We start from the raw sequence: 21785 nt of genomic DNA on the forward strand, positions 1-21785 counted from the left end.
TTTCCTATAAAGTAAAAAAAGACTCTGAATTAATTCAGAATCTTTGGAGCTGGCAATAGGAATCGAACCTACAACCTGCTGATTACAAATCAGCTGCTCTACCGTTGAGCCATGCCAGCATAAGTGGCGACCCAGAAGGGACTCGAACCCTCGACCTCCGGCGTGACAGGCCGGCACTCTAACCAACTGAGCCACTGGGCCACATTAAATTATGTGGTGGTCGCAACAGGGATCGAACCTGTGACCCCCTGCTTGTAAGGCAGGTGCTCTCCCAGCTGAGCTATGCGACCTAATATGGTGACTCCTAGGGGAATCGAACCCCTGTTACCACCGTGAAAGGGTGGTGTCTTGACCGCTTGACCAAGGAGCCATATGTTTTACATTTTATCAGACTTTCCATCTGATGTCAATACTTTCAAAAAGTATTTTGGCGACCCAGAAGGGACTCGAACCCTCGACCTCCGGCGTGACAGGCCGGCACTCTAACCAACTGAGCCACTGGGCCACATTAGATTATGTGGTGGTCGCAACAGGGATCGAACCTGTGACCCCCTGCTTGTAAGGCAGGTGCTCTCCCAGCTGAGCTATGCGACCTAGTATGGTGACTCCTAGGGGAATCGAACCCCTGTTACCACCGTGAAAGGGTGGTGTCTTGACCGCTTGACCAAGGAGCCATATGTCATTTTGCTTTTGTTTTGTGTTTGCCGGGTCATCCGACATTTATTATAATACAAAAATTTTAAACTTTTGTCAACAAAATTTTAAAAATAATTTTTTTTATTTTTTTCTCCAAAATTATATACAGAAAATATATTATTTATTAGATATATTATAATTTAATAATAAATTTATATTATAGTTTTAATATATAGTATAATTATATATACTATAGTTAATATATTAGTTAATACATTTAAAGGCTTGAGGTGATTTTATTTTGTATCATGACTTAATTATTGTTGGTGGCGGATCTTGTGGCATAGTATCTGCAATTAAAGCAAAAGATTTAAATATAGACGTAGCTATAATAGATAGTAGCGATAGAGTAGGTAAAAAATTGTTAATTACTGGTAATGGACGTTGTAATTTAACAAACGAAAAGTTATCCTTATCAAGATTTCATAGTGATAATAATAATTTTTTTAAAGATATTATTAATACCTATGATTTAGAATATACCCTTAACTTTTTTAAATCCATAGGAATATATACATGTACCTTAGATTCTGGAAAGATATACCCATTATCTCTTCAAGCATCCTCTGTGTTAGATATTCTTAGAATGAATTTATCTGAAAGAAATATACCAACTTACATGAATGAAAAAGTTTTAAATATCATTAACACAAAGAAGGGTTACTTTGAAATTATCACTTCTTCAACTACATATACATGTAAAAAAGTTCTCTTATGTACTGGAGGAAAAAGTTATACTAAAACAGGATCTGATGGATCTGGTCATAAACTAGCTAAAAACTTTGGCCATAGATTAATAAACTTAACACCTGGTATAGTTCAATTAAAACTAAACTATGATAGACTTAAGGCCATTTCTGGAGTGAAATTTGAAAGCTCTTGTAATATAGAAGTAAATGGTGAAACTAAAAAACAAGAATTTGGTGAAATCTTATTCACAGACTATGGTATATCAGGTCCTCCAATTCTACAGCTTAGTAGAATTGCTTCTAAAGGAATTATGAATAAGTCATCAGTTTTTATACATGTAAATTTACTTAATTCAGATTATGACCATATAGTAGATTTTTTTGAAACACACTTTGCAGTGTTTTCATATAGAAGTATTTCAGACAATCTAGTAGGAATTATAAATAAAAAACTTATTCCTATTATATTAAAAGAGTGTGGAATTACTGACATTCACATGCCTACATATTCCCTAGAGTATGAATATAGATTTAAACTTTATAAGCTTTTATGTGATTGGAAGTTTCAAGTTATTGATACCAACTCTTTTGAAAATGCTCAAGTTACCATCGGTGGAATAGATACTACAGAGGTAAACCCTATAACTTTAGAATCTAAACTAACTCCAGGTCTATACTTTGGTGGTGAAATTTTAGATGTTGATGGTGATTGTGGTGGTTTTAATTTGCAATGGTGCTGGAGCTCCTCTAGCGCTGCTGTGAACGCTATTTATAATGTACTAAAGGATTAGTATTACCTATTAACATAAAAGCTCTATTCAAGGTAATTTGTGTGATTTTAAATATTACTTGAATTAATATTAAAAAAATAAAACTGATAGGAAATAAATTTATTTCTTATCAGTTTTAAACTTTGAATTAACTTTTTCTAATCTTTCTTGCAATGACGTACTTTTAAAGATCTGCGATTCTCATAGTTTGATCTCTCTTTGGCCCTACTGATATTATAGATATCCTAACACCAGTGAATTCTTCTATTTTTCTTAAGTATATCTTTGCATTCTCTGGAAGGTCTTCATATTTTCTAGCGTCTTTTATACTTTCATCCCATCCATCAAACTCTTCATACACAGGTTCACATTTTGCTAAATCTTCAAGGCTAGCTGGGAAGTAGTCTATTACTTTTCCATCTAACTTATATCCTACACAAACTTGTATTTTATCAAGCCCCGCTAGTGTGTCAATCTTAGTTACTCCAAAACTAGTTAATCCAGAAACTCTAGCAGCACTTTTTAATATAACAAGATCAAGCCAACCACATCTTCTACTTCTTCCTGTAGTAACTCCGTACTCAAATCCTTTTTCCCTTATCCAATCTCCAACTTCATTTTCTTGTTCTGTTGGAAAAGGTCCTTTCCCAACTCTAGTTGTATATCCTTTTACAATTCCTACAGCACTATCTATCATAGTTGGTCCTATACCAGCACCTGTACATATACCACCTGCTACGGTATTAGAAGATGTTACATATGGATATGAACCAAAATCTATATCCAGAAGTGTTCCTTGAGCTCCTTCAAATAACACATTTTTATTTGCTTTTATGCTATCAAAAACTCTAACTGATGCATCATCTACAAATGGCTTCATTCTCTTACCATATTCTAAATAGGCCTCGAAAACCTCATCAAAGCTTAGAGCTTCTCCACCATAAATTTTAACTATTAAATCATTTTTAACTGGAAGATATTCTTGTAATTTTTCTTTTAAAACTTCTGGTTTAATAAGATCACAAACCCTTATTCCACATCTCTCAACTTTGTCAGTATAACAAGGTCCTATTCCTTTTTTAGTAGTACCTATATCGTTTTTTCCTCTAGCTTCTTCCTTAAGAGCATCTAATACTTTATGATAAGGCATTATAACTTGAGCTCTGTCACTTATTATTAATCTCTCTGGTGTTATGTTTTCTCCTAATCCCTTTAAATAATCCATTTCTGTAAATAGAGCTTCTGGATCTACAACCACTCCATTGCCTATTACATTAAGTTTGTCTTTATAAAGTATTCCTGATGGGATTAAATGTAATTTATACTCTTTTTCTCCCACTACTACAGTATGACCTGCATTATTTCCTCCTTGGAATCTAACAACTACATCTGCACTTTCTGCAAGATAATCAGTCATTTTACCCTTTCCTTCGTCTCCCCATTGAGCTCCTAATACCACAAATGATGACATATTCTACATCTCCTTTTTTACTCATTAGTAAAACTTATTATAAATTAAACTAGCTTACTATATTTCTCATCTAATATTCTAGCAACATAAACACCACTAGCAGATGCTTGTGATAGTGAATGTGTAACTCCAGATCCATCTCCTAATACATAAAGACTTTTTACTTTTGTCTCTAAGTTATTATCCACTTCTATATTAGAATTATAAAACTTAACTTCTACACCATATAACAATGTATCTTCATTAGCTGTTCCTGGTGCTATATTATCTAGAGCATATATCATTTCTATTATAGCATCTAATTGACGCTTTGGTATAACTAAGCTTAAATCTCCCGGTGTAGCTTTTAAAGTTGAAATAGTAAAACTTTTACTCATTCTATGATCATTAGTTCTTCTCCCCTGTACTAAATCTCCAAATCTTTGAACTAATACTCCGCCACCTAGCATATTACTAAGTCTTGCTATAGATTCTCCATATTCATTACTATTTTTAAATGGCTCTGTAAAATTATTAGTAACTAATAATGCAAAGTTTGTGTTTTCTGTATGAAGTTCTGGATTTGAATAGCTATGTCCATTTACTGTTACTATTCCATTTGTATTTTCACTAACTACCTCACCATGTGGGTTCATACAAAATGTTCTTACTAAATCTCCATACTTCTTTGTTCTATATACAACTTTACTTTCATATACTTTATCTGTTATGTGTTCAAAAATAGCTGCAGGTAGTTCAACTCTAACACCTATATCTACTCTATTACTTCTAGTTTCTATCCCTAGCTTAGTACAAACCTTAGATATCCATTTAGATCCCGATCTTCCCGTGGCAACTATTATATCTTTGCATCTAAATTCTTCATCCTCAGTTTTTACTATAAATTCTTTGCCGTGCTTTTCTATATCCACAACTTCAGTATTAAACTTCATCTCTATATTATCTTTTATCTTATTATATAAATTACCTAGTATTTTTACATTTCTATCTGTACCAAGATGTCTAACTTTAGCATCTAAAAGATGTAAATCATGTTTTAGTGCCTCAGTCTTTAGTGTACTATCCGCAGTTGAATATAACTTCGCATCACTTCCACCATGATCACATAAAACCTTATCTACATAATACATAAGATCTAAAGCTTCTTGCCTACCCACATATTTATATAAATCTCCACCAAAGTTATTAGTTATATTATACTTACCATCTGAAAGACTCCCAGCACCACCATAACCATTCATAATGTCACAAGATTTACAATGAATGCAAGCTTTTATTTTTTTCCCATCTATGGGACATTTTCTTTTTTCTAGACTATTTCCCTTTTCTATCATTAGTACTTTAGCCTTTGAGCCTAAAGCTGTTAATTCATAGGCTGCGAAAACACCACTAGCTCCTGCACCAACAATTATAATATCATAATTTTTATACATGTTAATCACCCCATAAATATATTAACAAAGAGATGTAGTATTTTCAATAAAAATACGAATATTTTATATAGTACATTTAAAATTCTTCGTAAATATATTTCTTTAGAATTTATTTTTCCCAATATTTATTTACTCTATCCTAACATAGAGTGCTTTTATTATTTCTTTATAATGAACTTTAAATCTCCTAAAATACATTATATAAATGCTTTATACAATATATTTTGTTAATGTAATATATATAATTAGCTTTTTATTATAATTAAATTTATTATAATATTATCTTAAATCATAAAAAGTGTAACATATCCTATAAGAATATATTACACTTTTTATATTTATATTATTCGTATTTATATGAATGATTTGTATATACTTATTCCGTCTAAACTATATATTTTTTCAGAGAATTCACCTGGATTTAAATCCTTAGTAGCTTTGCGCATATCATACATTCTAGCATCTAATACATCTAAATGATGTAACATTTCTGCTTCTGGTATCATAGGTTTCTTAGGACTTCCATACTCCGGCTCATAGTGATGTGTTAATATCATATGTTGTAATAACATAACTATTTCTTTATCTGCTTTGACTTCCATTGCAGCATCTTCAATTAAACCAATTCCTTGTATTATGTGTCCAAGTAACTGGCCTTCCGTACTATATTTAGATACTATTCCTAGCTCACTAGATTCCATCTCCATTATTTTAGCTATATCATGAAGAATTATACCTGAATACAATAAATCTTTATTTAGATAATCATATATACCTAATAATTTTTCTGCTGCATTTAACATAGTGGTTATATGATATAAAAGACCACCTTTAATTGCGTGATGATTGGATTTAGCAGCTGGATAATGCATTAACTTGTAACTAAATTTACCGATAATATTTTCTGTAATATGTTTTATATCTTTATTTTCTATTTTCTCTATATAATCTAATAGAGTTTCAAACATATCTTCAGACTTATAAGGAGCAACTAGTATAAATTCATCTATATTAACATTATCTTCTTCTGTAGCTGGTCTAATTTTCTCTATCTTTAACTGTAATTTCCCTCTATATTCATTAACTACAGCTCTTACTTTTACAAGTATATTATCCTTTATTGAAGCTTCAATATTTTCATTACATTCCCATAGCTTTGCATTTATTTCTCCAGTTGAATCTATTAACATAAGATCTAAATATTTATTCGTAGTACTATTGTTAGTTATTTTACATTCTGCATTTTTTACTAAGAAAAAACTTTCAATTCTATCCCCTTTATTAAACTCACCAATTTTCTTATTTTCCATAACCGTTCTCCTTAATCTTTACTTCGTGTACTATATAAGATGAATATTATCAAATCTATTAAAATTATTCAATAATACTTAAAAAAGATATGTTTTACCACATCTTTTTAATTTTGATCTATGGACTTTTTTCTTTTAACAATTCTACCATATTCATCTGTAAAACTATTTATTATTATAGATACTAAATCTACTATAATCCATATGCCAAAACCACCTAGTGTAAGTAGCATTAATATTGCAGTTCCTGCTTTTCCAACATAAAATCTATGGAAACCTATAAAACCTAAAAGTATACAAAACACTAATGTTGCTCCCCAACTTTTTTCACTACAGTCTTTCTCCTTAGATTCTAATATAGACCCTTTATCTTTGTCACCATAAAACTCTTTAGTCTTAATTATTTTTACTTCTTCATTGGTGTTACTAGTATCTATTATATCTTTCACAATTCCATTATTATACAGATTTACAATACCATCTTCATGTTCCTCTGTTATAGTAATATCATCTAATTCTGAATGCTTGTGAAAATATGTCTCTTTTCCATTGTTAAACTTATCATCTATTAATTTATTGTTCTTCATCTCATTTACCATGAGTAATCTCACCTCACATAAAGTATAGCTAATATATCTTTATGTAATAAGGCTTTACTATATGCAATAAATATAAATCATATATAATTATACTTTATTACTAATTTCTACGAAATCTATTTAAATTACTCTGGATGAACTAAGTCTAAGTTTCCAAATTTACTATATTTACCTATCCATGCTAAATTTACGGTTCCAACTTCACCATTTCTATGTTTAGCTAATATACATTCCGCTATGTTCTCATCTTCTTTTTCTTTGCTATAATAAAATTCTCTATATAAGAACATAACTATATCTGCATCCTGCTCAATAGAACCTGATTCTCTTAAATCTGATAACATAGGACGATGATCTGCCCTTTGTTCTGGTGCACGGGATAATTGAGATAATGCAATTACTGGACATTTCATTTCTTTAGCTAAAGCTTTTATACTTCTTGATATTTCTGATACTTCCTGTTGTCTATTATCAGAATTGCTTCCTGACATTAATTGAAGATAGTCTATGATAATTAAATCTATTCCATGCTCTATTTTAAGTCTTCTACATTTAGACCTCATCTCCATGACAGAAATACCTGCAGTATCATCTATATATATTCCTGCAGATGCAAGTGGTCCTGAAGCCCTTGCTATATTCTCCCAATCTCTATCGTCTAAATCTCCATTTCTAAGCTTAACCATATCTACATTAGCCTCTGCACAAAGGAGCTTATATGCTAATTGCTCCTTACTCATTTCTAATGAGAATATTGCAACTTTCCTACCATCTCTAATAGCTGCATTTTGGGCTATATTAAGACAAAATGTAGTTTTTCCCATAGATGGTCTAGCTGCTATTAGAACCATATCTCCGCTCTGAAACCCTGAAGTTTTTGCATCTAAATCTTTAAATCCACTAGCTACTCCATTTACTTGACCTTTATTATTAAAAATCTTTTCTATCTCTAAAAATCCTCTTTCCAATACAGTACTCATAGGTTCAAAATCACTAGTACTTCGTTTTTCAGATATATTAAATATATTTTTTTCTGCCAAGTCTATTACTGATTCTACATCATCTTGTTTATTATAGCTATTTTCAATTATTTCCGTTGAGCTTCTAATTAGCCTTCTAAGGGTTGATTTATCTTCAACAATTTTTATATAAGAAGATAAATTAGCTGTAGAAGGTACTGAGGTGCTTATCTCCATAATATATGTTACCCCTCCAGCTTGCTCAAGCATATCATTAGATTTTAGATAGTCTACCAAGGTTATCATATCTACAGGTATATCTTTATTATATAAATCTCTAATAGCCTTAAAAATAGTCTTATGAGCATCTTTATAGAAATCTTCAGCTGAAAGAACCTCTGCAGCTTGTGCAATAGCATTCTTATCTATTAACATAGACCCTACTACTGACTGCTCAGCTTCTATATTTTGTGGCATAGTTCTAAGTGAGTCACTCATATTATTACCTCCTGCGATATATTAAAAGAAAACTCCTATATGTACTCTCAAGGAATAAATAATGTAGAAAACATTATTTATTATAAAATTCTTCTCTTTAATTATAATGTAGTTATAAAAAAATCCAAACATTTATTTATAAAATTAAATTAAAACCCTGTATAATCATATTACAGGGTTTTAATAATCAAAGTATCTAAAATACTAACTCTAGTAGTTCTTCTATTGTTGATACAGCTGTAACTTCTATATTTTTAATATTAGCTGGAACATCCCTCAAGTTATCTTTTGGTATTATTACCTGCCTTATACCTTTTCTTTTTGCTCCATATATTTTTTCAAATACTCCTCCTACTGGTTTTATCTTACCTCTTATTGATATTTCACCAGTAATTGCAATATCCTGTCTTATTGGTTTTTCTAAAATGGCACTTATAATACATGTTGTTATAGCTGCACCTGCTGATGGTCCATCAATTTTTCCACCACCAATAACATTTACATGAACATCATAATCTCTGATTTCCTTATCAGTAATTTTTCTTATAACAGAGGCTGCATTAAAAACAGAATCTTTTGCCATAGATCCAGCAGTATCATTAAATCTAATAGTTCCTTTACCTTTTTCCCTAGCCTCAAAACTTGAACATTCTATTTCTATAGTTGACCCCAAGAATCCAGATACTCCAAGACCAAAAATCTGTCCAACTTCCTTAGAATCTAAATCACTAATACCTTCATATGGTCTTAATCTATTATTAGATGCTACTTCATTAAAATCAGAAATAGTTATAACCACATCATTTCTCTCTTCATTATTTAATAATACATATCCATATACATCTGCAAGTATATTTACAGCTTTTCTACCTTCTATAGTATATCTGCTTATCTCTTTTGCTAAACCATCCTCTAATTTAATATTTAACTTTTTAGCTGCATTTAATACAACTTTTTCTATATCTACAGAAGATAGTGGTTCAAAATAAACTTCAGTACACCTTGATCTTAATGCTGGATTAATCTCACTTGGCTCTCTAGTAGTAGCACCTATTAGAACGAAATCAGCTGGAGCACCATTGTCAAATAAATACTTAATATATTTAGGTGTACTTTCATCATCTGGATCATAATATGATGATGAAAACTCAACTCTTTTATCTTCTAAAACTTTTAATAATTTATTTTGAAGAGTATAATCTAATTCACCTATTTCGTCTATAAATAAAACTCCTCCATGTGCTTCTGTAACTAGTCCCGTCTTTGGTTCTGGAGTACCACTTTCAGCTAAATCTCTCTTTGAACCTTGATATATAGGATCATGTACTGAACCTAATAAAGGATTTGATATCTCTCTTGGATCCCATCTTAATGTGGTTCCATCTACTTCTACAAACTTTGCATCCTTATCATATGGCGTATGCTTTAATTTCTTAACTTCTTCAAGCGCAATCCTAGCTGCTGTAGTCTTACCCACTCCTGGTGGTCCGTATAAAATTATATGTTGTGGATATGGAGATGCCATCTTAGATATTAAAGATTTAATAGCTCTCTCTTGCCCAATTATTTCTGAAAAACTATCAGGTCTAAGCATACTCATAATGTTTTGAGTTAAATGCTTTGAATCTAAACATTCAAACTCTGCATATTTCTTTAATGTCTTACTATTCTCTGGTCCTCTTTGTTTCTTTATGATTCCTAGTCTTACCTCATCTATATACTTGTCCTGTTTTTCTATAATTTGCTTTTCCACTTCTGCATCTAATTTATTTTGTACATACCTTTTAGCTAGAAGTTCACTTATTTCTAGGCTAGTTTCTTTTAAAACTTCTTCTATATTATTATCACTTGGTGGAACACTAATTCCTTTTCCATTAGTAACTATTTTATTTATAGCATAAAGTTTTCTATAGATATCTTTACTATTTAAATGCTTTTGAACCTTAAACTTTACTGCTCTACCTCTAATAGTGCCTTCATCTAAAAGCTTGTACATAACTTCTTCTAAAACTTCTATTTCTACTTCCATAGTTAATTCTTCTTCTAAGCTAAAATTATTTATTTTATCAACTGAATTTATATTCAAAATTATTAGCATAGAAGGACTTTTATACCTTCTATGCTTTCCTCCCCTCGGTTTTTAAAATCTATTGTTGTTCTTTTATAATAACCTTTATTTTAGTTGATATCTCAGGATATAGCTTTACTTCTACATCATATAATCCCATAGTTTTAATAGTATTAACTACTATTTTTTTCTTATCTATTGTTATATTTAATTGTTTTTCCATTTCCTGAGAAATATCTTTTGTGGTTATAGCTCCAAATAATCTACCATTGTCTCCTGACTTAGCATAGATAATTACTTCTTTATCCTTAAGTTCATTTGCAACTTTTTGAGCTTCCTCTATTTCAGCTAATTTCTTCTTTCTATCAGCTTCATTTTTCTTATTTAAAATATGCATGTTAACATCATTTGCCTCTTGTGCTAATTTTTTAGGAAACAAGAAATTTCTTGCATATCCGTCGGAGGCATTAACAACCTCTCCTTTTTTTCCAACTGATTTTACATCTTGTAATAAAATAACTTTCATTATTATTCACCCTTCCTTAAGTATTTTTCTATAGCATCATTTAATAATTCTTCTGCCTCATCTTGATTAGAATCTTTAATTCTAGCAGCTGCCATTGTTAAATGTCCTCCACCACCTAAATATTCCAATATTACCTGAACATTTATTTCACCTAAGGATCTTCCACTTATATAAGTGCCCTCTTCTATTTTAGCAATAACAAAGGATGCTTGAATACCTGTAATATTTAGCAATTCATCCGCTGCTTGTGCTGGTAATACAGAATTTGATATTTCTGGTGGACATTTCGCTACAGCTATTCCACTTTTAACCTTTGCAGTTTTTATTATATCTGCTCTTGTTATGTAAATATCTAAAGCTTCACTAAAAATTCTTTTTACATCTACAGTATCAGCACCTAGCCTTCGTAAAAATGCTGCTGCTTCAAAGGTTCTAACTCCAGTTTTAAAACAGAAATTTTTAGTATCTAGACAAATACCCGCTAATAGAGCTACCGCTTCTACTTCTCTCAATTTTGGTTTTTCAACCATATACTGAATTAATTCTGTTATTAATTCTGATGTTGATGATGCATAGGTTTCCACATAACTTAACATTGTACCTTGTATAAAGTCTTTTGTTTTTCTGTGATGATCTATAATCACTATTCTACTAAAGTAATCTACTACCTCCATAGAAAGTACGTAACTTTCATTATGAACATCAACTAATATTAATAAACTTTTATCATTTTTAATATTTTTAACTGCATTTATATTTATAAATGTATCTTTATAGTTATCATCATCATCTAATCTGTCCAACATATACTGCACAGCATCATGAGGCTCATCCATAACTATATAACATTCCTTATTTAAAGAACGTATGGTACTATACATTCCTATTGCTGCTCCCAAGCAATCCATATCTGGATTGTGATGTCCCATTATAATTACATTGCTACTTTCATTTATCAGTTCTAAAAGTGCATGACCAATTACCCTAGCTCTAACCTTAGTCCTTTTTTCAACTTCTTTAGTTTTTCCACCATAAAAAGATACTTTTTCAAAGCTCTTGACTACACATTGATCTCCACCTCTTCCAAGAGCCAAATCCTTTGCTATAGTGGCAAATTCATGATTTTGAGCTGGATTTTCTCCACCTCTACCCACTCCAATGCTTAGAGTAACTGTAAGTTTATTTCCACTGCTTACTTCTCTAATTGTATCTAGTATATCAAATTTTTTATTCATCTCAGTTTCTATATTAACATCTTTAGTAGTTAATACATATTTATTTGATGAATATTTTCTTATTAACGCTTTTAGGCTATTAGCATAGTTATTTATAGTTCTATCTATGTCTGCTATAAGCTGTGGTCTTAAATCTTCTTCTGTAGTCTTAATAACCTCATCAAGATTATCTACCTCTATGAGCATTACACTTTCTTTAGCATTATTAATTTGATTTATCAAATTAACATTATCTGTAATATCATCAAAAGAAATTACTATAAGATTATTATCTTCATTAATCTCATAATCTTGAATAATACTTATATAAATATCATAAATTCTATCCTTAAAAACAACATTTTTATACTCTGACCTTTTTCCTTCTAATGCTAATTTTATATTGAACTCTTTAATTATTTCTTTTATATTTTTACCTACTATATCATTATTTTCTAATCTTAAAGCTAAACTTTCGTTATACCATATTACCTCTCCATTTTCTAATAAAAACATAGTTGGAAAGTGCACCTTAGAAAATGCCGTAGACTTAACAGTATCAACCTTGTGTATTATATTTTCAATTTTGTTAGAAAAATTATCTTTCTTGCTATTATCAAATATAATATACAAAAGAGTGGCTGCATATATTAGAAGTAGTATATTTGAAACAATTAACATATCCTTTATAAAAAACACTACTAATAATATAACTAAAATAGTTATAACTATTTTACTTTTTATAAAATTAAATAGCATTTCTTTAAAATTCTCTTTACTCATATATTACGCCTTTCTGATTCTATATGGATCCAACTTTCTAAAATCTAACATCATTTCTACAAAACCTACTATTCCTAAAATTTTAGATGATCCTATTATAAACAAAAGAACTACTAAAAGTATTCTCATTGTCTTAGGCATTCCTAGTTTCTTTCTAAAATAATAATCAGTTACAGCTGCTCCGTTCACAGCTAATATCATAATTGTTAACATTAAAATAGCATTATATAAAAATAAGCTACCTGTAATCCCCCTACTTCCTACTATTGCACATATGCTAATAACAGCAATTAATGCAGCTCCAACTAGATTAGATACATAAAACTCTGAAAACCTTAAGTATTTTACTTCTTTATATTTAAGTTTTCTAAATATCAAATGTGTAAATAATATGGTTGAATATGCTTGTATAAAGGAAGCTATAAATAATACAGTTGGTATCAACATAGCTAAGAGCTCAACTGTAAAGATAGATTCTATTTGTTCAAACATTTGTAGTTGAGTAGCATTCATACCCATGTTGCTATAAATTTGTTTTGTTTGAGTTATATACGCCTTAAATTCATGTATATATGTATTCAATTTATCATTAATAAATTGAATTACACCTATGTTGCTAACAAATCTACTAGTTAACCATACCTCAACCAGCATTGCTATTATACATGCAATAATCATGGCTATCAATATATTATATGTTTTCTTTTGATTTTTTAAGCAGTAACCTAAGACTACACCTATTATCCCATAAGACATACCTGAAATTATAGCCAAAATAGGATCGAGAAATGTAGCTACTAATATTGTGCTTATTAATACAGCTCCTATTGAATATTTTATTCCATTCCTATAGTAAATAAGAGCTACCAAAATTGGCAACAATATTAAACCTATTATATAAAATAATAAAATGTATGATGCACTAATGCTTATTATAGTTATAATACCTGCCATCAACGCAGCTTCTATTAAACTCTTTGTATTAATCTTTTGTTCCATAACCTCCTCCTTCTAATTCCTTTCTCTTATATGGTCATAAAGCTTACTAAGCTCTTTTCCATTTTTCTCAAGAGGATCACCTTCTACTATACCAACCTTTAATTTTTTCTTCATAGTTTCATCAATTGCTAAATGAGAATATCCTAATTTTTCTGCTAAAATATATAATATTATTATTGCTCCTGATATACAATCTAAAATTGCATCTTGTGCTATATTACTCCCTTTACTTAATAATTTGAAAAAATCACCTACAATACAAACTAATTCTGCCTTTAGTCCTTCTATTATCTTTATATTGGACATAATATTAAATTCTTCTCGTCTCATAAGAATCATCCTTTCTTTAGGCTATAAGTCTATTGTAAATTTTTTTTAATATTTATGCAACATGATTATAGGTATATTTACCTTTATTTCACAGTTATTCTGAGATTAAAATAAAAAACTAGTGAATAACGACGATTCACTAGTTTTTATTAATTATATGTTTGTTTTACCAAATAAATTATTACTATTCAGTTGTGAATGGTAATAATGCTATGTTTCTAGCTCTCTTAATAGCTACAGTTAGCATTCTTTGGTGTTTAGCACAGTTTCCAGAAATTCTTCTTGGTAATATTTTACCCTTTTCTGTAACGTACTTTCTTAATTTATTGATATCTTTATAATCTATAGAAGTTGCTTTATCCATACAAAAAGCACATACTTTTCTCTTAGCTCTTTTTCTATTTCCGCCTTTTCTTCTATCATTCTTATCGTTTCTATCATAAGCCATTGCTCTTACCTCCTTACCTAATTATTAAAATGGCATATCCTCACCATCATCAATCGGAGTCATATCTCCTCCACCAAAGTAATCTGTTGGTATTGATGAATCATTGTGAGAAACAGCTCCAGTATTCATTCCTGATGTTTTATTGCCACCCCATTCAAGGAAACTTACTTCATCAGCTACTACTTCAGTAACATATCTTCTTCCACCGTCTTTAGCTTCATAAGAACGAGTTTCAATTCTACCAGCTACACTTAAAAGTTTACCTTTACTCATGTAATTGGCAGTACTTTCAGCCTGTTTACCCCATACTACTACAGGTATAAAATCAGCATCCGGTTGACCTTCCTTCTTAAATCTTCTATTAACTGCAATTGTAAATGTGGCTACAGCTGTACCTGTACCTGGAGTAAATTTTAACTCTGGGTCTTTGGTTAATCTTCCGATTAAAACAACCTTATTCATTCATACCACCTACTTGCTTTCTGGATTGATTATAATATGTCTTATAACACCATCTGTAATTCTGAATACTCTGTCTAATTCTTTAGGTAATTCAGCGTCAGCTTTGAAGTTGATTAATGTGTATACACCCTCGTTAACTTTAGCGATTTCATAAGCTAGCTTTCTTCTACCCCAAACGTCAACGCTTTCAACTTCTCCACCATTGTTCTCTATTACACCTTTAAATTTTTCAACGTTAGCTTTAACAGCCTCCTCGTCTAATGATGGGTGTAATATGAATATAGTTTCATATGCTCTCATTAGTTTCACCTCCTCCCCCCGGACTAACGGCTGTGATTTTCACAGCAGGGATTACATCATCAAATTATATCATAGTAAAACCATCAAGTCAATATTGTTATCTTATTTTTCCTCATCCTTAAGAACTTTTTTTACACTCTTTTCAAATTTACTTCTAGGAATCATAACAATTCTATCACATCCGGTGCATCTAATTTTTATATCTGCACCCATTCTAATTATTTCCCACTTATTACTACCACATGGATGTGTTTTTTTAGTTTCTACAATATCATTTAATTCAAATTCTTTCATATTCTTCTCCTATATCATTGTTTCCAAATATTTATATCAATAAACTATATTGTTTTATACTTATTTTTTACCATCTCATATTATGTTAATCAATATTTAACTCTATTAACTTACTATCAGTAAATTCATAAATAGTTTTGAACTCCATCTTTTTATCTTTTATTATCTCTTTTAAGCTATTTACAATACCAATATCCGCCTTTAAGCTTATTCCACAACTTTTAGTTATATATGTTGGTGTTGGCATCATAGTAACCTTAAGTTTTTCGTTAATACATACTGATTCAGCTTTCATGGCTTCATGAGTATTATTAAAAGTTACAATTAAAAATTCTTTCATTTCCTATATCTCCTAGCACTATTTCTTATAACTTTATAGTTTTTCCTTTATTCATCATTTCAATTATTGCATACATATTACTAATTTCTCCAACTGCAAGATTTTCCTTTAATCCATAAAAATCTAAACAAAGACCACAACTTTGTACATTTACACCTCTTTCTACTAATCTTTTTAAACTATCAAGGGTAAGTGCTCCTTCAACTACTAACTTTACCCCTGCATTTAAGAATACTAAATTGGTTGGTATAACTTCAGCCTCAGAAAGTGCAAATAAATAACTCTTTATAAGAGCTGTTCCAAGTTCATCATCTCCATTTCCCAATTTATCTGAACCTATAACAATAGTAAAAGTCTCTTCTTTTTCTTTAGAACTTTTTAGATTTAATTCTTCTACTGTAACTTCTCCCTTTGTAATTGTTATATAGTATATATTGCCTTCTCTTTCTTCTATTTCATAATTAAATCCATTTCCTTGAGCAAATTTAACCACATTATTTTTGGCAACCTCATTATCTACAACAGTTACTCCTATACCACTTTCTAAAGCATCAAAATATTTTTTTGTATTTACTACTGGAATTGGGCAATTTAATCCTCTACAGTCAATCTCATTTTTAATGTTTTCCATAACATTTTCCCCCTATTAAATACTATTTGATATAATATTTAGTTAATATCTATTAATTAATATGTTCTATTTAATATAATAATATGATATTGTATATATTTACTATAGTGTTGTATTATTGTATTATAACACCTTACTATAATACAATCTTTATTAACATACTAATTATATCAAATCTATAGAATATATCATATCTAAATTTATAATATATAAATTTTACTTATTATATATCTAAATATGATAAATTCAACCTAGGAGGTAATACTATGCAAATTTATGTAGATAATGCAGCTACATCTTTTCCTAAACCAGATTGTGTTTATAATGATATACTAAATTATATGAGAAATATAGGCGGTAATCCCGGAAGAGGCGCATCTACTTCATCTCTAAAAGGAAATAAAGTTATCTTCCAATGTAGAAATGCTTTATGTGATTTTTTTAATTTTTCTGATACTAAAAATGTAATATTTACATCTAATATTACCTTGTCCTTAAACATTTTAATTAAAGGTATAGTTAAACCTGGATGGCATGTTATAACATCTTCCATGGATCATAACAGTACCCTTAGAACATTAAATGAATTAAAATCTAAAGGAATAATTGAATTAGATATAATTCAATGCAATAAATTAGGTGAAATTGATATTGATGATTTTCAAAGTAAAATCAAGCATAATACTAAACTTGTAACCCTTTCTCATGGTTCTAATATAATTGGTACTATTCAACCTCTAGAAAAAATCGGACAAATTTGCAAGGAAAGTAATATATTTTTCATTATAGATACTGCTCAAACAGCTGGCGTTCTTGATTTAAATTTTCAAAAATTAAACTGCAATGCTTTAGCCTTTACTGGACATAAAAGTTTATTAGGTCCTCAAGGTATAGGTGGCTTTATCATAGATGATGAAATGAATGGTATTTGTTCTCCATTAATTGTTGGTGGTACAGGAAGTGTTTCCTCAGACATAATTCAACCCAACTTCTTACCTGATAAATTTGAAAGTGGTACTATTAATGCACCTGGTATTGCAGGTCTTCTATCTGGAATAACCTTTATCCAAAATGAAGGATTATCTACAATTAAAGATCATGAAGATTATCTAACACAAAAGTTCATTGATGGTATATTAAATATCTCTACAATGAAAGTTTATGGACATCTAAATACTGAAAATAGAACTTCAACTATATCTGTAAACTCTTCTAAAATCGATAACAGTGAACTTGGATTTATTCTTGACTCTGAATATAATATTATAACTAGAACTGGTCTCCATTGTGCTCCATTGGCTCATAAAACTATTGGAACATATCCTAATGGAACTTTACGTTTTAGTTTTGGATATTTTAATGATGATAAAGATATAGATTATATCTTGTGTAGTATAAATTCTTCTATTAAAAAATTGTAATGAATTAATAATAAATGTATTAAATTTATTTACATGGTAATACTTTCTAATATAGGAGGGTGTTACTCATGGTGGAAAAAGTTATTTTCGATGCTTTATCTGATAATTCTATATATGACATAAGAGAAATTCTTTCAGAAGAACTAACCAAAGTAATTAAAGATAATAGAGATATTGTTATTTTATGCATAGGTACAGACAGATCTACAGGTGATAGTTTAGGTCCACTTGTAGGTTATAAACTCAAATTTCTAGTTAGAGATAAGGTTTTTATCTATGGAAATCTAGAAAACCCTGTACATGCAAAAAATATTTCTGAAACCAATGAATTAATACTTAAGAATCATAGTAATCCATATATAATAGCTATAGATGCTTCTCTTGGAGGCCTTCAAAATGTAGGTAAAGTTATAATTGAATCTAAACCTCTTTATCCTGGAGCTGCTCTAAATAAAAATTTACCTTCTGTTGGTGATTTAAGTATTGTTGGAATTGTTAATATATCTGGCTCTTTAGAATTTATGGTGCTCCAAAATACTCGATTATATATTGTAATGAAATTAGCTGAAGTAATCTCCTCAGGAATATACCATTCTATAATAAAAACTATAGGTGGACGTAAATCTTCCTCAAAGGTTAACAATAAATATATTCCTAAGGTTTTAGATGCAGACTAGAACTTAAAAGAAGAGATAATAAATGTTTCACGTGAAACATTTATTATCTCTTTTTACTTGTTTAGTATGTAAATAATTCATTTTATGCTAAACTTAATTATCCACTTCGATTTAATTAACTGTTCTACCTAAAATAAATTGTTCATTTGCATTACTTTATATCAAGTTAAAATACATAAGTTATAATCTTATTACTATATTTTTATATCCAATTACCACACTATCCAATACTTATACTTATATAGATAAATACTAAATATAAATCTAATAAAATAGATGAGCTATACTACTATAACTCATCTATTTTGTTAAACCTATTCCTTGTTAGTATTGACAGCTTGATGCAGAACATTATTTTCTTCTTGTGATAAATCATATCTAGATATGCCATCATCAATAGGTTTTGCATATGTAATACTCTCATTTCTTGAATAAATACTAGTTATTATTACACCATTATTTCTTCCATCTAACAGAGCAATGGAGTAGCTTAAATCACTTCCAATATCCTCAAAAGCTTTATATCTTTGCATTGCAACCTTTTGAACACAAGATGAAACTTTGTTAGATGTTTTATTACACATATCCTTAACTTCATTTGTTATTCCTTCCATATTGTCAATTTTATCTAATGAGCTTACTAATAATTCTTCTAAATTTTTATTATTAGTCCCCTTCATAATTTTTCTATATTTATCTTTCATCTTACTTGTTGAGACTAGTGATATTATTAAAATAATGATTAATATGAATACTAATATTATTAATCCTATAGTTATAAATACATTATATTCATTGAGAAATTCTATAATTTGTTCCAAAAGCATTCATCCTCTCTAAAAATGTTTCACGTGAAACATTATATATCTAAAATTTCTATTATTCTTTGTAAATCTTCTGGAGAATAATATTCTATTTCTATTTTTCCTTTATTTTTAGAATTATTACTTATACATACTTTTGTATTAAAGTGATTTTCTAATTTTGTTCTTATGTCTTTGTAATATATATCATTTTCTGATTTATTATTTATTTTTTTATACTTGTTATTATCATCTTTATAATAATTTCTAACTAGTAATTCAGTTTGTCTAACATTTAGGTTTTCATCAATAACTTTCTGAGCAACTACATATTGATCTTCTTTATTTTCTAATGCTAATATTGCTCTCCCATGTCCTTCTGATAAAACACCTTCAATTAAATACCCCTGTATTCTTTCATCAAGATTTAGTAATCTTAATGAATTAGCAATAGCACTTCTAGATTTTGAAACCTGTTTACTTATTTCTTCTTGAGTCAAATTAAAATCATTTAATAATTTATTATATGCTGTAGCTTCCTCTATAGGATTTAAATCTTCTCTAATTATATTTTCTATTAAAGAAATTTGTACAACCTCTACATCAGACAATTCCTTAATAATTATTGGTACTTCTTTTAAATTTAATAATTTTGCTGCTCTCCATCTACGTTCACCTGCAATTATTACATAAAACTGATTTTCTTTTCTTACAACAATAGGTTGTATTATACCATGTTCCTTAATAGAATTCGCTAATTCTATTAACTTTTCATTATCAAAATGCTTTCTCGGCTGATCCTTATTAGGCTTAATTAAATTTATATCTATACTTATAACCTGTTCATTATTACTGTCCTGAAAGTCATTTTCAGGAATTAATGAAGATAATCCTTTTCCTAAAACTCCTGTTTTCTTCATGCTATTTTCCTCCTTGTCTACTAATAAACTCCTCCGTTAAAGCTTCAAATGCTTCTGATCCCTTACATTTATCATCATATAGCATGATAGGAAGTCCAAAACTAGGTGACTCTGCTAATTTAACATTTCTTGGTATGAAAGTATCATATACCTTATCATTAAAGTACTTTTTAATTTCTTCAACTACTTCATTACATAATCTAGTTCTACTATCATACATACTCATGATTACACCTTCAATTTCAAGACCAGTATTTAAATATCTCTTAATCAATTGTATAGTACTCATCAATTGTCCTACACCTTCAAGAGCATAAAACTCACATTGGATTGGTATCAAAACTGAGTCAGATGCTGTTAACGCATTAATAGTTAATACACCTAACGATGGTGGACAATCTATAAATATATAGTCATAGTCATCTTTTATTTCATCAATTTTATTTTTTAAAACTTTTTCTCTTTGATCCTGACTTATAACTTCAACTTCAGCTGCTGCTAGAGTCATAGTTGAAGGTGCAATATAGAAGTTATCTACTATTTCACTTTTTTTGATAATTTCTTTCAATGAAACATTACTTGTTAAAACATCATACATAGAACAATGTATTTTTCTTTTATCTAATCCTATACCGCTAGTTGTATTTCCTTGAGGATCTATGTCTATAGACAGAACTTTATATCCATTCATTGCTAAATATGAGCATAAATTTATATTAGTAGTTGTTTTTCCAACTCCCCCTTTTTGATTGAAAATACATATTACCTTCATATTCTCCCCCCTTATCTATCGTAGGTTTTGTTTTAAATTACTATATATTAGAAACTTTATATTACTAATAATTTTAATCATTATAAATTTATTTTACCTATGTATTTATATTATATATTGATACAGATTTTATTTAAAGTAATTATTACATAAATTAATAAGTATTTATTTTTTTATCAACATATTTAGATTAATTTACTATTTTAGATACTATTGATAATGATATTGTATAAATTTATTGTACATTTTTCATATAAGTACTTCAATTCATAAATTTGTTGAAATTTCATTTATTCAAACTAACTTTAATTATATAAAATTAATTGTTCAATAAAAGACTACAAAATGTTTGAAATGGTCCCTATGTCAAGG

At 29.2% G+C, this 21785-nt stretch carries 22 protein-coding genes and 7 tRNA genes; 3 read left to right on the top strand and 26 right to left on the bottom strand.

Translation table 11 applies throughout. From position 1 onward, the window contains the following. Positions 1-44: 44 nt before the first annotated feature. From B2694_RS17640 to B2694_RS17670, 7 genes are all read right to left on the bottom strand, one after another. Positions 45-119, bottom strand: a tRNA-Thr gene (locus B2694_RS17640). A 5-nt stretch (positions 120-124) separates the two neighbouring features. Next, positions 125-201: transfer RNA gene (locus B2694_RS17645), tRNA-Asp, on the bottom strand. Positions 202-214: 13 nt separating this feature from the next. Then, positions 215-290, bottom strand: a tRNA-Val gene (locus tag B2694_RS17650). A gap of 5 nt (positions 291-295) precedes the next feature. Next, positions 296-370, bottom strand: a tRNA-Glu gene (locus B2694_RS17655). Between the two features lie 58 nt (positions 371-428). Further along, positions 429-505 (bottom strand) — tRNA-Asp (locus B2694_RS17660). A 13-nt stretch (positions 506-518) separates the two neighbouring features. After that, positions 519-594, bottom strand: a tRNA-Val gene (locus B2694_RS17665). A gap of 5 nt (positions 595-599) precedes the next feature. Further along, positions 600-674 (bottom strand) — tRNA-Glu (locus B2694_RS17670). A gap of 263 nt (positions 675-937) precedes the next feature. Here B2694_RS17670 and B2694_RS17675 point away from each other — a divergent pair. Continuing rightward, positions 938-2176, top strand: coding sequence for an NAD(P)/FAD-dependent oxidoreductase (locus B2694_RS17675; protein WP_346886872.1), 1239 nt, complete (start codon positions 938-940; stop codon positions 2174-2176). A gap of 163 nt (positions 2177-2339) precedes the next feature. Here the strand turns inward: B2694_RS17675 and B2694_RS17680 are convergent, their stop codons facing one another. The 16 genes from B2694_RS17680 to yedF all read right to left on the bottom strand — a co-directional run bounded on the left by B2694_RS17680 (position 2340) and on the right by yedF (position 16820). Continuing rightward, positions 2340-3626, bottom strand: a complete 1287-nt coding sequence (locus tag B2694_RS17680) for an adenylosuccinate synthase (protein ID WP_346886873.1) — start codon at positions 3624-3626, stop codon at positions 2340-2342. 44 nt (positions 3627-3670) lie between these two features. After that, the gene (locus tag B2694_RS17685) at positions 3671-5059 is read right to left on the bottom strand and encodes an NAD(P)/FAD-dependent oxidoreductase (protein WP_346886874.1); all 1389 of its coding nucleotides are present in this window, start codon (positions 5057-5059) and stop codon (positions 3671-3673) included. A 353-nt stretch (positions 5060-5412) separates the two neighbouring features. Then, a complete protein-coding gene (locus B2694_RS17690; RefSeq protein WP_346886875.1) occupies positions 5413-6369 on the bottom strand; it encodes a 3'-5' exoribonuclease YhaM family protein in 957 nt (318 codons plus the stop codon). Positions 6370-6476: 107 nt separating this feature from the next. Next, the gene (locus B2694_RS17695; RefSeq protein ID WP_346886876.1) at positions 6477-6968 is read right to left on the bottom strand and encodes a TM2 domain-containing protein; all 492 of its coding nucleotides are present in this window, start codon (positions 6966-6968) and stop codon (positions 6477-6479) included. Positions 6969-7093: 125 nt separating this feature from the next. Then, the gene (locus B2694_RS17700; protein WP_035131996.1) at positions 7094-8425 is read right to left on the bottom strand and encodes a replicative DNA helicase; all 1332 of its coding nucleotides are present in this window, start codon (positions 8423-8425) and stop codon (positions 7094-7096) included. Between the two features lie 196 nt (positions 8426-8621). Beyond that, a complete protein-coding gene (lonC, locus tag B2694_RS17705; RefSeq protein ID WP_346886886.1) occupies positions 8622-10454 on the bottom strand; it encodes a Lon family ATP-dependent protease in 1833 nt (610 codons plus the stop codon). Between the two features lie 118 nt (positions 10455-10572). Next, a complete protein-coding gene (rplI, locus tag B2694_RS17710) occupies positions 10573-11019 on the bottom strand; it encodes a 50S ribosomal protein L9 (RefSeq protein ID WP_035132000.1) in 447 nt (148 codons plus the stop codon). A 2-nt stretch (positions 11020-11021) separates the two neighbouring features. Continuing rightward, positions 11022-13016 carry a DHH family phosphoesterase gene (locus tag B2694_RS17715; protein ID WP_346886877.1) on the bottom strand — a complete coding sequence of 665 codons (1995 nt, stop codon included), beginning with the start codon at positions 13014-13016 and terminating at the stop codon, positions 11022-11024. 3 nt (positions 13017-13019) lie between these two features. After that, positions 13020-14015 (bottom strand): DUF2232 domain-containing protein, encoded by a 996-nt coding sequence (locus tag B2694_RS17720; protein WP_346886878.1) that lies wholly within the window; start codon positions 14013-14015, stop codon positions 13020-13022. A gap of 12 nt (positions 14016-14027) precedes the next feature. Beyond that, the gene (locus B2694_RS17725; RefSeq protein WP_035132003.1) at positions 14028-14345 is read right to left on the bottom strand and encodes a MazG-like family protein; all 318 of its coding nucleotides are present in this window, start codon (positions 14343-14345) and stop codon (positions 14028-14030) included. Positions 14346-14529: 184 nt separating this feature from the next. Further along, positions 14530-14793, bottom strand: coding sequence for a 30S ribosomal protein S18 (gene rpsR / locus B2694_RS17730; protein WP_035132005.1), 264 nt, complete (start codon positions 14791-14793; stop codon positions 14530-14532). Positions 14794-14817: 24 nt separating this feature from the next. Continuing rightward, positions 14818-15255 carry a single-stranded DNA-binding protein gene (locus B2694_RS17735; RefSeq protein ID WP_035132007.1) on the bottom strand — a complete coding sequence of 146 codons (438 nt, stop codon included), beginning with the start codon at positions 15253-15255 and terminating at the stop codon, positions 14818-14820. 9 nt (positions 15256-15264) lie between these two features. Further along, positions 15265-15555, bottom strand: a complete 291-nt coding sequence (gene rpsF, locus B2694_RS17740) for a 30S ribosomal protein S6 (RefSeq protein WP_035132009.1) — start codon at positions 15553-15555, stop codon at positions 15265-15267. Positions 15556-15657: 102 nt separating this feature from the next. Further along, positions 15658-15849, bottom strand: coding sequence for a DUF951 domain-containing protein (locus B2694_RS17745; protein WP_346886879.1), 192 nt, complete (start codon positions 15847-15849; stop codon positions 15658-15660). An 85-nt stretch (positions 15850-15934) separates the two neighbouring features. Next, positions 15935-16189, bottom strand: a complete 255-nt coding sequence (locus B2694_RS17750) for a DUF3343 domain-containing protein (RefSeq protein ID WP_346886880.1) — start codon at positions 16187-16189, stop codon at positions 15935-15937. A gap of 25 nt (positions 16190-16214) precedes the next feature. Beyond that, complete coding sequence (gene yedF / locus B2694_RS17755; protein ID WP_346886881.1) at positions 16215-16820, bottom strand: sulfurtransferase-like selenium metabolism protein YedF; 606 nt, start codon at positions 16818-16820, stop codon at positions 16215-16217. 266 nt (positions 16821-17086) lie between these two features. Here yedF and B2694_RS17760 point away from each other — a divergent pair, with 266 nt between their 5' ends. Together B2694_RS17760 and yyaC are read left to right on the top strand one after the other, a co-directional pair. Beyond that, positions 17087-18241 (top strand): aminotransferase class V-fold PLP-dependent enzyme, encoded by a 1155-nt coding sequence (locus tag B2694_RS17760; RefSeq protein ID WP_346886882.1) that lies wholly within the window; start codon positions 17087-17089, stop codon positions 18239-18241. 68 nt (positions 18242-18309) lie between these two features. Further along, the gene (gene yyaC, locus B2694_RS17765) at positions 18310-18918 is read left to right on the top strand and encodes a spore protease YyaC (protein WP_346886883.1); all 609 of its coding nucleotides are present in this window, start codon (positions 18310-18312) and stop codon (positions 18916-18918) included. A gap of 314 nt (positions 18919-19232) precedes the next feature. Here yyaC and B2694_RS17770 read toward each other — a convergent pair whose 3' ends face one another. The 3 genes from B2694_RS17770 to B2694_RS17780 are packed head-to-tail and all read right to left on the bottom strand — an operon-like array spanning position 19233 to position 21413. Then, complete coding sequence (locus B2694_RS17770) at positions 19233-19739, bottom strand: DUF4446 family protein (RefSeq protein WP_346886884.1); 507 nt, start codon at positions 19737-19739, stop codon at positions 19233-19235. Between the two features lie 38 nt (positions 19740-19777). After that, positions 19778-20641 (bottom strand): ParB/RepB/Spo0J family partition protein, encoded by an 864-nt coding sequence (locus B2694_RS17775; protein WP_346886885.1) that lies wholly within the window; start codon positions 20639-20641, stop codon positions 19778-19780. 1 nt (position 20642) lies between these two features. Then, a complete protein-coding gene (locus B2694_RS17780) occupies positions 20643-21413 on the bottom strand; it encodes a ParA family protein (protein WP_035135527.1) in 771 nt (256 codons plus the stop codon). Positions 21414-21785: the final 372 nt, after the last annotated feature.

Origin of the sequence: Clostridium sp. UBA4395 (assembly GCF_002390995.1) — a bacterium.
GTDB lineage: Bacteria > Bacillota > Clostridia > Clostridiales > Clostridiaceae > Clostridium_J > Clostridium_J sulfidigenes.

Bases quoted from the DNA above. Each gene is read 5' to 3' on its own strand.
- B2694_RS17680 (WP_346886873.1), bottom strand. From the start codon at position 3,626: ATGTCATCATTTGTGGTATTAGGAGCTCAATGGGGAGACGAAGGAAAG.
- B2694_RS17685 (WP_346886874.1), bottom strand. From the start codon at position 5,059: ATGTATAAAAATTATGATATTATAATTGTTGGTGCAGGAGCTAGTGGT.
- B2694_RS17690 (WP_346886875.1), bottom strand. From the start codon at position 6,369: ATGGAAAATAAGAAAATTGGTGAGTTTAATAAAGGGGATAGAATTGAA.
- B2694_RS17695 (WP_346886876.1), bottom strand. From the start codon at position 6,968: ATGGTAAATGAGATGAAGAACAATAAATTAATAGATGATAAGTTTAAC.
- B2694_RS17700 (WP_035131996.1), bottom strand. From the start codon at position 8,425: ATGAGTGACTCACTTAGAACTATGCCACAAAATATAGAAGCTGAGCAG.
- lonC (WP_346886886.1), bottom strand. From the start codon at position 10,454: ATGGAAGTAGAAATAGAAGTTTTAGAAGAAGTTATGTACAAGCTTTTA.
- rplI (WP_035132000.1), bottom strand. From the start codon at position 11,019: ATGAAAGTTATTTTATTACAAGATGTAAAATCAGTTGGAAAAAAAGGA.
- B2694_RS17715 (WP_346886877.1), bottom strand. From the start codon at position 13,016: ATGAGTAAAGAGAATTTTAAAGAAATGCTATTTAATTTTATAAAAAGT.
- B2694_RS17720 (WP_346886878.1), bottom strand. From the start codon at position 14,015: ATGGAACAAAAGATTAATACAAAGAGTTTAATAGAAGCTGCGTTGATG.
- B2694_RS17725 (WP_035132003.1), bottom strand. From the start codon at position 14,345: ATGAGACGAGAAGAATTTAATATTATGTCCAATATAAAGATAATAGAA.
- rpsR (WP_035132005.1), bottom strand. From the start codon at position 14,793: ATGGCTTATGATAGAAACGATAAGAATGATAGAAGAAAAGGCGGAAAT.
- B2694_RS17735 (WP_035132007.1), bottom strand. From the start codon at position 15,255: ATGAATAAGGTTGTTTTAATCGGAAGATTAACCAAAGACCCAGAGTTA.
- rpsF (WP_035132009.1), bottom strand. From the start codon at position 15,555: ATGAGAGCATATGAAACTATATTCATATTACACCCATCATTAGACGAG.
- B2694_RS17745 (WP_346886879.1), bottom strand. From the start codon at position 15,849: ATGAAAGAATTTGAATTAAATGATATTGTAGAAACTAAAAAAACACAT.
- B2694_RS17750 (WP_346886880.1), bottom strand. From the start codon at position 16,189: ATGAAAGAATTTTTAATTGTAACTTTTAATAATACTCATGAAGCCATG.
- yedF (WP_346886881.1), bottom strand. From the start codon at position 16,820: ATGGAAAACATTAAAAATGAGATTGACTGTAGAGGATTAAATTGCCCA.
- B2694_RS17760 (WP_346886882.1), top strand. From the start codon at position 17,087: ATGCAAATTTATGTAGATAATGCAGCTACATCTTTTCCTAAACCAGAT.
- yyaC (WP_346886883.1), top strand. From the start codon at position 18,310: ATGGTGGAAAAAGTTATTTTCGATGCTTTATCTGATAATTCTATATAT.
- B2694_RS17775 (WP_346886885.1), bottom strand. From the start codon at position 20,641: ATGAAGAAAACAGGAGTTTTAGGAAAAGGATTATCTTCATTAATTCCT.
- B2694_RS17780 (WP_035135527.1), bottom strand. From the start codon at position 21,413: ATGAAGGTAATATGTATTTTCAATCAAAAAGGGGGAGTTGGAAAAACA.